This window comes from Brevibacillus formosus (assembly GCF_003013405.1).
Classification (GTDB): domain Bacteria; phylum Bacillota; class Bacilli; order Brevibacillales; family Brevibacillaceae; genus Brevibacillus; species Brevibacillus formosus.
In genome coordinates this window covers 20,382-30,758 of sequence record NZ_PXZL01000032.1, presented here as the reverse complement: position 1 = coordinate 30,758, position 10,377 = coordinate 20,382, and the positions used below count along the sequence as shown (strand labels likewise).

Here is a 10,377-nt window from a genome sequence, read left to right as displayed (position 1 = left end):
GGAGCGGACAGTCTCAACCCCCAGCAGGACGGAGCCTGGAGCCTAGTCTGGAAATATTCTTCTCCCCACCGCAGCCACATACATAGAACCCCATAAAAAAACCGCTAATCTCAACCTACGTAGATTAGCGGTCATATGTATCGAGATCGTGCTATGGCAGATGCAATGTCTCCCCTGGCTTCAATGCCTTGCCTCTGATGTCTTTCTCAGCCAGCTCAGCTACGAATGCTTCCCCGTCCTGTTTGATCGGCGGGAATGTATTATAATGAATGGGCACGACAAAATCGGCTTGTACCCATTCGGCAGCCACGAGTGCATCCTCAGGTCCCATTGTGAACACATCTCCAATCGGCAGGAAAGCCAAATCAATGTTATGGCGCTCTCCGATTAGCTTCATGTCACCGAACAGTCCTGTATCGCCTGCGTGATAAATCGTTTTTCCACCCAGCTCGATCACAAAGCCCCCTGGCATTCCCATGTACACGATTTGTTTCTCATCATCCAGCACGACACCGGAGCTGTGGAACGCCTGAGTCATTTTCACTTTTCCAAATGGAAGTTTGATAGAGCCTCCCAGATTCATCGAAATGGTCTTGACTCCCTGCCAGCTCAAATAGGTAGCAAGCTCATGGGTTGCAATGATTGTCGCATCGTTTTGCTTGGCCAACTCTACCGCATCCAGAATATGATCTTGGTGTCCATGTGTCAGAAGGATGTACTGAACCGAGATGTCTTCCAGCTTGGTTGCTGCCATCGGGCTTCCTGAAATAAATGGATCAATCATGATCGAATGCCCTTCACTTGTTACCTGCACGGAAGAATGTCCGTGAAACCGAATATCCAACATAGTGGTACCCCCTCTATTCGCAGCGTTTTTTCAGTCCCTTATATGTTACCATGCCGCAGGGTGTAAAGAATAGGAAAGGCCGTCGATCACTCGACAGCCTGAGAAACAATTCCTAATATTATATGGTTAGAACTTAACAATCGCCGTCATGTTCTGTAACGGCAACAATCTTCGAATCACGAATAATGGTTCGGTTCCCATTGTTCTCCCGCAAAATAATCGTGGTCGATTTTACTTCTACCAATCTACCGAAAAAAGTGCCGTCTACGGTTTCAACCTTAACATTTCTACCTTCGAATTTTTTTACCTGGTCTTTGAATGCCATGGTTAATCCCTCCTTCTCTTGCATCCTATGTACATTTGGCACAGCCCTACTGAGCACATGCGGAGTGAAAGAGAAAATGTACTTGTACCCGTCCGTCATTTGTCCGCATAGTTTTATCCAACTTTGTCGTCTGATGGCAAATTTACGCCAAAATACTGCGCCATTTACGAACACTGTGAGATTTTGTCGCACGATTCCAAAAGGAAAAGCATTTTCAGTACAGAAACGGTATAGCAAGAGATGAGCGGATTTATGCCAGAGGAGGGATTTCCATGGGAGAGGTTATCGAGTTATTGGCACGGGAGAGAACATACAGTGGCAGAGAAGTTGCGGGACTGTTAGGTATTGGGGCCAGCACCTTGCGCAAGTGGAGCATGCTCTTAGAACAGCACGGCTACTGGTTTTTACGGGATAGTCAGAATCGTCGGGAGTACAGGCAGGTAGATATTACGTGTCTTCAGCGGTTCTATAGCTTAACAAAGGATCAACTCATTCCGCAAGATGAAGCTGCCCGAATGGTTGCTACGCAAAGCTCACCTGAACCTGCCCGAAAGGAAACGGCCGTTGCGGTTGCATTTCCCCCTGCCCATATTTCCTCGCATCCGGCTGTGAACCATACTGTTGCCCTTGAAGAGCTGGATGAAAAGCTGCATGCCTTGGCTTCCCATGTCCAGCAACAGGACGCCGCCTACTTAGCGCTGTTAGCACGTGTAGAAAAGCAGGAAACCTATATTACCAATAACCTGAAGGAACGTGATCGCCGCTTGACCAAAGCAATGAATGACATTATGGATGCCAAAATCGAGTTAGCGAAAATCAAAGACGCCGAACGGAAAACAACGATTTGGCAGAAGCTTTTTCGGATTCGCTAGACGGTTGCAAGCTATCAATTGTCGCCTTCTTTTTTTCTCGCTCCAGCTGACTAAGGATGCCCGGACGTCCCGCTTACGAAATGGCCAGATCCACAGGATAAACGCTCCATCCAGTTGCTCCGGGCAGCCTTCTCTCTTACCACAAAACGCCTCTACTTTTCCTCTTTTTCCACGGTTTTTCTCCTGTTTTCGCCATTCTTTTCTATGGAATTTTCTTATTGATAATAGTAATCATTCTCTATATAATCAAAATCAATTCAACGGAGATTGATTCTCATTATCATAAATTTTCAGGAGGCTACGTACATTGAAACACGCAGGATGGAAAACCGGGATGATTGCTTTGCTACTGACAGGTGTAGTTGGATGCAGCAATTCCGCGTCCCCCGAAGCTGCCACACAACAAGCTGCTACCAGCTCACAGTCGGACTCGTCGGCATCAATTCAACAAGCCGTTCACACAATCAACGTAGATGAAAAGAAAGTAGAAGAACTACTCACCCAATTCAAAACACAGCCACCTACCAAAGTCGTGACCGTTTCCGTAGCGATTACAGAGATTCTGAACGAACTGGGTGTCACTCCTGTTGGCGTACCGACGACAAGCAGCAAGCTGCCAGTCTCCCTCGACAATGTTCCTCGTATCGGCACTTCTCACCAGCCTGATTTGGAGCAGGTCGCGAAGCTTCAGCCTGACGTCATTCTTGGCCCTACGTCAATCCAATCGAGCGTCGATAAAAAATTCAAGCCGGCCTCGCTGCCTACTGCGTACTTGCCTGTAGACTCAATCGACGAGCTCAAGCTATCTACCGTCGTACTCGGACGCCTGTTCAAACAAGAGGAGAAATCAACAGCGTTTCTTCAATCCATCATGGAAAAAGAAAAAACCATCATAGACGCAACAAAAGGGAAACCCGCTCCCAAAGTATTGTTCTTGTTCGGTTCAGCCGAAGCCCTTATGGTCATGAATGAAAATACATTTGTCGGAAGCCTTGCCCACAATCTCGGCGCATCCAACGTCGCTTCCGATGTCCTGAAACAAACCGAAACATACGTGCCGCTCAACATGGAATCGATCGTAGCTGCCAATCCCGATGTCATTTTACTGGTAGCGCATGGCGATCCAAGCGCAGTGACCAAAAAATTCGAAGAAGACGTGAAGAAAAACGGCGCATGGGAAAAACTGAGCGCATTCAAAAATGGCAAAATGAAAGCACTCGATTACAGCACCTTCGGGATCGCCTCTTTAGTAAAAGTCCCCGCTGCCTACGAGGAGCTCGCAAACATCCTGTATAACGAATAAGGAGTTTTTCCAGTGACCCAGCACATTCCGAACAGGAAAGCAGCTCTCTTGGTGACAGCTTGCATCATGCTCGTTGTAGCTGTACTGCTCTCCATTGGTCTGGGGAGCGTGCGCCTCACGCTTGCCGAAACGATTGAAACCATCCTCGGACACGGCGATGCCGCCAGTCAAACCATCCTGTGGGATATCCGGATTCCGCGTGTGTTTCTCGCACTATTGATCGGTGCCAATCTCGCTGCATCGGGTGCCCTGCTGCAAGCAGTCATGCAAAATCCGCTTGCCGACCCAGGCTTGACGGGAGTATCCAGCGGGGCAGCCGTTACGGTGTTGTTCATCATGCTGGTCGTGCCCGACTATTCTTACTTGATACCCCTAGCTGCCATCATCGGAGGCGGAGTAGCAGCAGGAATGGTCTATTCCATGGCTTGGAAAAAACAGGGCGGATTAGCACCTGTTCGCATCATATTATCCGGGGTTGCCGTCAACGCTGTCTTCGGTGGCGCAATCGGGTTATTGTCCATCCTGTACAGTGACAAGCTGCCGGGTGCGCTACAATGGATGAATGGCAGCCTTTCCGGAAAAGGCATGGGCGATGTCATGATGATGCTTCCCTACTCAATCGTCGGGTGGGTCGCAGCCCTTCTATCGATCAGGCAGGCAAACATTTTACGCCTCGGAGAACAAGTCGCTCACAATTTAGGGCAAAACTTGCATCGCCTGCGCTTCTCTCTTTCTATCATCGCGGTCTATCTGGCAGCTGTTTCGGTATCGACTGTCGGCCTTGTTGGGTTTATCGGACTAGTCGTGCCGCACATGGCTCGCATGCTCGTCGGCTCTGATTACCGTCTGAGCTTGCCGTTTAGCCTCGTGCTTGGCTCTCTTGTCTTGCTTGTTGCCGATACGTTTGGTCGAACTGCATTCGCTCCTTTGGAGATTCCTGCCGGGATTGTGATGGCTATCGTAGGAGGACCCTACTTCCTTTACTTGATGCGAAAAGGGGGCATATGACATGTTACAGGTGCAATCGTTGAACATCAGCTACGGTCCGCGTACAATTGTCCATAACTTCTCCCTCGATATCCAAGAAGGGGAGGTTGTTTCGATCATCGGTCCAAACGGTTCAGGAAAATCATCGATTCTCAAAGCGATTTCACGGCTGATTCCTTGTGAAAGCGGTCGTGTATGTATTGCGGATCAAGAATTGAACAGCCTGAGTATGAAGCAAATCTCTCGCATCATGTGCATGCTCTGCCAATCCAACACGTGCCCCTCAGACGTAACTGTAGGAGAGCTAGTCGGATACGGTCGCATTCCCCATAAAAAATGGTATGAGCGCCTGAGTGGCGAAGACTATGAGATCGTAGCGTGGGCTTTGGAACAAACCGGTATGCTCAGCTACAAGAACCGCTACCTCGTCTCTCTGTCTGGCGGGGAAGCACAGCGTGCCTGGATCGCGATGGCTTTGGCCCAACGCCCGAAAATCTTGTTGCTCGATGAGCCAACTACCTATTTGGACATCGCCCATCAACTGGATGTGCTTGAGCTCGTTCGCAAGCTGAATCAGGATTTGAAGCTGACGGTTGTCATGGTTCTGCATGATTTGAATCACGCCAGCGCCTACAGCGATAAAATTTGTGTGATCAAAGACGGAAGCCTGCGTGTTTTTGGAAAACCTCAAGATGTGCTCACGATGGAGCTAATTCGAAGTGTGTACGGTGTCGAAACTGAGATTCAGTACATGCCAGACAGTTCTAGCCCAAGGATTCACGTACTAAAAAAAGCAAACTAAACAAGTGAGGTGCTCGTATGAAAGCGATGGATAAGGAAGCGATGAAGGCCCAGTACCAATCGTTTGCTGCGAACATGAAGACACTCATGTTAAGCACGGTCGACGAGCATGGAAAACCGTTTCTCTCCTACGCCCCGTTCGTCAAATACGATGGAAAGTTCTACATCTACATTAGTAAAATTGCGAATCACTATCGCTACATGGAAGAAAATCCGGCAGTCGATGTCATGCTCATTGAAGACGAGTCGAAAGCGACCAATCTGTTTGCTCGCCAGCGCGCCCGCTTCGTGTGTTCGGCCTTGAATTTGGGTAATGCCGGTTACGATGAGATTTTCGAGTTGTTTGCACAATCATTTGGAAAAAACATGATGGATATGCTGCACGGCCTTGATTTTTCCTTGTTCGAATTGACCCCATCAGAGGGACGATATGTAGCTGGGTTCGGTCAGGCTTACGACATTGACCTGACAGCCGATAAATTTGTCCACGTCAACCGAGATGGTCACACATCCCAAAAATAACGGAGGGGCACCATTCATGACCTATTCAACCGCATTGACACTTTGGAACACCATCCAGGAACGTTTTCACAAGACTGCGAAAAGCTTGCCCGAACAAGATTTGCGTTTGAGCATGAATGCTGTCTCCATCGGATATATGCTGCGCCATAGCGCTGAGGTCGAGTACATGTTTGCCGAATGGTTTTTCGGTCGGAGCATCCCAGCGAGCGTAGAACTGTTCACGAAAAACGGTCCTGCCGGAACCAAAGTTACATTTACCAACCTGCAAGAGCTCACTGATTTCATGACCGCTTCCAACCAACATTTGATCGATGCGATGCGTGACTTACCGGAGGAAGCTTGGCACAAGCCCGTTGAAACGCCATTGGGGTCTTCTACTCCTTTAGAAGCATTGGGTCGTCTCATGTATCACACGGGTATCCATGCCGGACAAATTTCCCAGATTCAAAAATCATTTCACACCAAAGAAAAAGAACTCACCCACTAAGGTCGGATACCGCCTTTCGCACGCCAAAAAGAGCTTCCCGTCTCTCTTGACCGGAAGCTCTTCTGCATGTCTGCCACTCTGGTTACATCACGATTTTTCTGGCCGCGTTGACGAACATTTTCACGCCGACTTCAAGTGCATCCTCGTCGATCGTAAAGCGTGGATGGTGGTGCGGATATGTGATGCCTTTTTCTTTGTTTCCGGCAGCGACGTAGAAGAAGCAGCCTGGCGCTTTTTGCTGGAAGGCGGAGAAATCCTCGCCACCCATGGTTGGACGCATATGCTCTACCCATTCTGCTCCCAGTGATTCTTCGACGACCTCTTCCATCAATTTCGTCACTTCGGCATCGTTGATAACCGGGCGATAGCCAAATTCGTATTTGAACTTGTACCCTGCGCCGTGTGCTTCTGTAATGCCCTTGATCACTCGTTCCATGAGTCCCGGAACAGACTCGCGCAAATTTTTGTCAAAGCTGCGGACTGTCCCGCAAATCTCTACAGCCCCTGGAATAACATTATGTGTTGTTCCCCCCACAAATTGTGTGACAGAGAGAACCAGATTATCGAGCGGGTCCGCATTGCGGGATACGATGTGCTGGAGGTTAGTCACTACTTGTGCGGCAATCGCGATGCTGTCGATCGTTTCATGCGGGAGCGCCGCATGTCCGCCTTTTCCAAGAACAGTGATCCAGAACGTATCAGGTGCTGCCATCATTGGACCTGGGCAGATACCTACTGTCCCAAACTCCATCGTCGACCACAGATGCGTACCAATCACCATGTCTACGCCGTCCATGACGCCTGCCTGTACCATTTCCTCTGCTCCGCCCGGGTATACTTCCTCCGCGTGCTGAAAGAAGAACCGAACCTCTCCCTTGATCTGATCCTTCATCCCGGACAGCAGCTTTGCCGTTCCGAGCAGCATAGAAGTGTGACCGTCGTGTCCACACGCATGCATGACGCCAGGATTTTTCGATACGAATTCAAACGTATTCTCTTCCGTAATCGGCAATGCGTCCATGTCAGCACGCATGGCAAGTACTTTACCGGGCTGGGAACCGATCAATCTGGCCATCACACTGTTTTTCGTCGGTCTGGACACTTCCAGATTGCCAAAAGAAAGCAATGTCTCGTATACAAACTGTGCTGTTTTTTCTTCATGGAAGGATAATTCAGGGTTTTCGTGCAAATACCGTCTCCACGCAATTACCTGATCCTTGATATCTTCGACCGCCTTATTAAGTGTTCCCACTGCTGTTGCTGTCATGCCGCTCTCCTCCTGATTTACGGGATTCCCCACTTACTATCTCATATGCCTATTTTGCCTAAGGATAAAACGGTGCGGTACAGTACTTGTGCTCCGTTCGCACAATCCTCTTTTGTCGTGAACTCTGCCGGGTTGTGGCTAATGCCATCCTTGGATCGAACGAAAATCATGCCAACCGGGCACAGCTCAACCAGCTGCATGCAATCATGCCCTGCGCCACTCGGCAGTCTAAATGCTTCCAAGCCTTCTGCCTCACAAGCTTCGGCTACAGCATGCTGGATATCGTCCGAGCATACAGCAGGAGCTATGCGTTGCAGCAGCTCTACTTTCAACGTCACATTGCGCTCAGCACAAATCGCTTTTGCCCGTTCGTAAATGCGCTGTTCCACTTCATCGCGGATCGCTTCGTCCACATCGCGCAAATCAAGCGAAAACTCGACTCGCCCTGGAATGACATTCACTCCGCCCGGGAATGCTTGCAGCCGTCCAACTGTCCCTACACTGGTTCCCGTCCGTCCTGCTTCTTCCTCAATGGCAAGCATCACTTGAGCGGCTGCTGCCATCGGATCACGGCGCAAATTCATCGGTGTTGCCCCGGCATGGCCGGCTTCTCCCTCTAGCACGAAATTCAACCAGAGCGGGCCCGCCACTCCTGTCACGATTCCGACAGATAGCCCGCGGCTCTCCAGTACCTTGCCTTGCTCGATGTGTAGCTCCACATACGCTTTCACACTTCCAGGAGTTCTCGCGGCGAGACTGGTGCGGTCCGGATCAAGCCCTGTTTGCCGCATAGCTTCAGCAATCGTGATTCCGTTTTGGTCTGCTTGTTCCAGCTCGTCACGCTTGATCAGACCCGCGATACCGCGACTGCCGATCATCCCGTAACCAAAACGCGTTCCCTCCTCATCCGTGAACGCGATGACCTCGATCGGATGTTCTGTTTCGATTCCCTGTTCCTGCATTGTCTGTAAAGCTTCTACGCCAGCCAGCACGCCAAGCGGGCCGTCATAATCGCCGCCATTTGGCACGGAGTCGATATGCGAGCCAACCAAAACGACAGGAGCGGTCGGATTTTTCCCTTCTTTTCGGCCAATCAAGTTCCCAACCTCATCTTCGCGAACGGTGAGACCTGCTTCCTTCATAAAGCCTGTGACGAGATCTTTTGCTGCCCGTTCTTCAGGCGTAAAAGACAGCCGCGTGATGCCGCCCGACTCTTGCTTCCCAATGTTGCCAAGCTGTCCCAATCGATCCCACAATCGATCCGAATTGATCATGACGCGCCACTCCCCCTTCTATGTAGAGCCAATAACGGTTGATTAACGGTTATGTCCTTAATTGTATAATAGTCTGTCTATTTTGAAAAGGAGGCAGCCGAGGCCCCCTAAAAGTCCCGTAGAATGAAAAACTGCCTATATTCCTAAAGATTCTCGAAAGTGTCTGAAACGCCATAAACCTCAACATTCTTCTACGTTATAATTGATTTCCTCCAAAGCTTCTGCGGCAACTTGCCTAATACTTTCAGTAGGGGAATGTAAGTACGGCTCAATTACTTTTATAAATTTTCGGTTTTTTGAACAACCAAGAATGGTTAATGCATAATCAAGGATAGCCTCGTCTAGTGTTGGCAGAACATCTGCTAATGGCTCCCATTCTACATTTCTTGCGACTCCTTGAAATGTTACTGCATTCATGAGTAGATAAAACAAACTTTCCTTTACACCGAAGTCCTCTTCAGCAATCGCAATTTCTAAGGCATATTCTGTAAAGGCTATAACGTCATTCCGATTAGGGTTTCCATACTCGAGCAAATCACCAATATCACCCAATCTGAGCTGAAGATCCTCCCTTCTGTTTAGGAATAACTCCTTCAGGTAAGGAACGTCTATCATGTTAAGCCTCCCCCCTATCAACCTTACTCAATTCCCCTTTCAAATGCCCAATCGTCTCTACTCGATCCTGTTCTTCTTGCTCATCAAACAAGATCTGCTCTAGCAGTTCACATATATCTTCCAACCTACGCCGGATTTGATAGAATTCCAACGTTTGTCGATTGATCACATAATTTGTATGTGTCTTCCGATAGGTAGCCATAAACTCCTCAAAAAAAGGCTGATCTACCAAAAACATCAGATCGGCTTCTACCGGGGCTAGCTTCAATCCTTCCCAGTCTATGAGAATGAGCTGCTGGCCAGATTGCATCAGGTTCCAGTTGTGAATGTCCGTGTGGCAAAGCTTCATTTTCACCTCACTGCCTCGTAATTCCTCTGCAATCATCTCCAACTTATTCATGCGGCCAGTTAGTACGTTTACAAAAGGTTTGACGATTTCATCCACATCATCAGGCAGACGATGGATATCTTCGTTCAGCATTTCTCGAAACTGCTCGGCAAATGGGATGCGGAAGTCTTCCTTGATTGCAGCCGTACTGACCGGGATTTCTTCCCCGTACAAATGTAACTCCGCTATGATTTCTGCCAGCTGGCGAACTTGCATCGAGCTCAATGCTTGACTCCCAATGGTTTTCCCCTCAATATATAAAAACAGTTGATAGATGCCCATGTCGTCTTCGTGTTTATATGCTGCGTTTCTAGTCAGCAGCGGAACTGGAAGTTTGCCATGTAGTTTGGTCTGGCGTGATAGCCACTGGATAATGGGGACATATTTATCAATTAGCGCTGTCCACTTGGGCGTAGATGCTCTGCTTTTTTCATAGACCTTCAAGAAATAGGAGTGCTGGTGGCTAATGACTTTATAAGCTAGCGCCGCCCATCCCCCTTGCTGAGGGGTAACATCAACAGCGTCTATATCATAATGGTGTCTCACTATGTTTTTTAAATGATCCATGAGATACTCCTTTCTAACTCCATATACACACAAGGTAAATTACCAATAACATACAAAAAATTGCCTTGCCCCACAATAGGAGCAAGACAATTTTTAATAGTATGACAAATATTTCGTGTCGC

General features: G+C 48.7%; 12 protein-coding genes. 6 read left to right on the top strand and 6 right to left on the bottom strand.

From position 1 onward, the window contains the following. Positions 1–151 precede the first annotated feature (151 nt). On the bottom strand, positions 152–847 hold the full coding sequence (locus tag C7R91_RS24740; RefSeq protein WP_047070579.1) for a metal-dependent hydrolase: 696 nt from the start codon (positions 845–847) through the stop codon (positions 152–154). 133 nt (positions 848–980) lie between these two features. Continuing rightward, positions 981–1,172: a DUF2642 domain-containing protein gene (locus C7R91_RS24735; RefSeq protein WP_047070578.1), complete on the bottom strand. Its 192-nt coding sequence runs from the start codon at positions 1,170–1,172 to the stop codon at positions 981–983. A gap of 272 nt (positions 1,173–1,444) precedes the next feature. Between C7R91_RS24735 and C7R91_RS24730 the strand changes: the two genes are divergently transcribed. The 6 genes from C7R91_RS24730 to C7R91_RS24705 all read left to right on the top strand — a co-directional run bounded on the left by C7R91_RS24730 (position 1,445) and on the right by C7R91_RS24705 (position 6,144). Next, positions 1,445–2,044 carry a MerR family transcriptional regulator gene (locus C7R91_RS24730; protein WP_047070577.1) on the top strand — a complete coding sequence of 200 codons (600 nt, stop codon included), beginning with the start codon at positions 1,445–1,447 and terminating at the stop codon, positions 2,042–2,044. A 307-nt stretch (positions 2,045–2,351) separates the two neighbouring features. Further along, positions 2,352–3,347 carry a helical backbone metal receptor gene (locus C7R91_RS24725; protein WP_047070576.1) on the top strand — a complete coding sequence of 332 codons (996 nt, stop codon included), beginning with the start codon at positions 2,352–2,354 and terminating at the stop codon, positions 3,345–3,347. A gap of 12 nt (positions 3,348–3,359) precedes the next feature. Next, positions 3,360–4,355, top strand: coding sequence for a FecCD family ABC transporter permease (locus C7R91_RS24720; protein WP_047070575.1), 996 nt, complete (start codon positions 3,360–3,362; stop codon positions 4,353–4,355). A gap of 1 nt (position 4,356) precedes the next feature. Beyond that, a complete protein-coding gene (locus tag C7R91_RS24715) occupies positions 4,357–5,136 on the top strand; it encodes an ABC transporter ATP-binding protein (protein WP_047070574.1) in 780 nt (259 codons plus the stop codon). Between the two features lie 17 nt (positions 5,137–5,153). Further along, positions 5,154–5,657, top strand: coding sequence for a HugZ family pyridoxamine 5'-phosphate oxidase (locus C7R91_RS24710; RefSeq protein WP_047070573.1), 504 nt, complete (start codon positions 5,154–5,156; stop codon positions 5,655–5,657). A gap of 16 nt (positions 5,658–5,673) precedes the next feature. Continuing rightward, complete coding sequence (locus tag C7R91_RS24705; RefSeq protein WP_047070572.1) at positions 5,674–6,144, top strand: DinB family protein; 471 nt, start codon at positions 5,674–5,676, stop codon at positions 6,142–6,144. An 82-nt stretch (positions 6,145–6,226) separates the two neighbouring features. On the opposite strand, the gene C7R91_RS24700 is transcribed toward C7R91_RS24705, so the two are convergent. The 4 genes from C7R91_RS24700 to C7R91_RS24685 form a co-directional block, all read right to left on the bottom strand. Then, positions 6,227–7,411, bottom strand: coding sequence for a M20 family metallopeptidase (locus tag C7R91_RS24700; protein ID WP_047070571.1), 1,185 nt, complete (start codon positions 7,409–7,411; stop codon positions 6,227–6,229). 41 nt (positions 7,412–7,452) lie between these two features. Further along, a complete protein-coding gene (locus tag C7R91_RS24695; protein ID WP_047070570.1) occupies positions 7,453–8,685 on the bottom strand; it encodes a Zn-dependent hydrolase in 1,233 nt (410 codons plus the stop codon). A 180-nt stretch (positions 8,686–8,865) separates the two neighbouring features. After that, positions 8,866–9,300 (bottom strand): hypothetical protein, encoded by a 435-nt coding sequence (locus tag C7R91_RS24690; protein ID WP_047070569.1) that lies wholly within the window; start codon positions 9,298–9,300, stop codon positions 8,866–8,868. A gap of 1 nt (position 9,301) precedes the next feature. After that, complete coding sequence (locus C7R91_RS24685; protein WP_047070568.1) at positions 9,302–10,255, bottom strand: aminoglycoside phosphotransferase family protein; 954 nt, start codon at positions 10,253–10,255, stop codon at positions 9,302–9,304. Between the last annotated feature and the right edge of the window lie 122 nt (positions 10,256–10,377).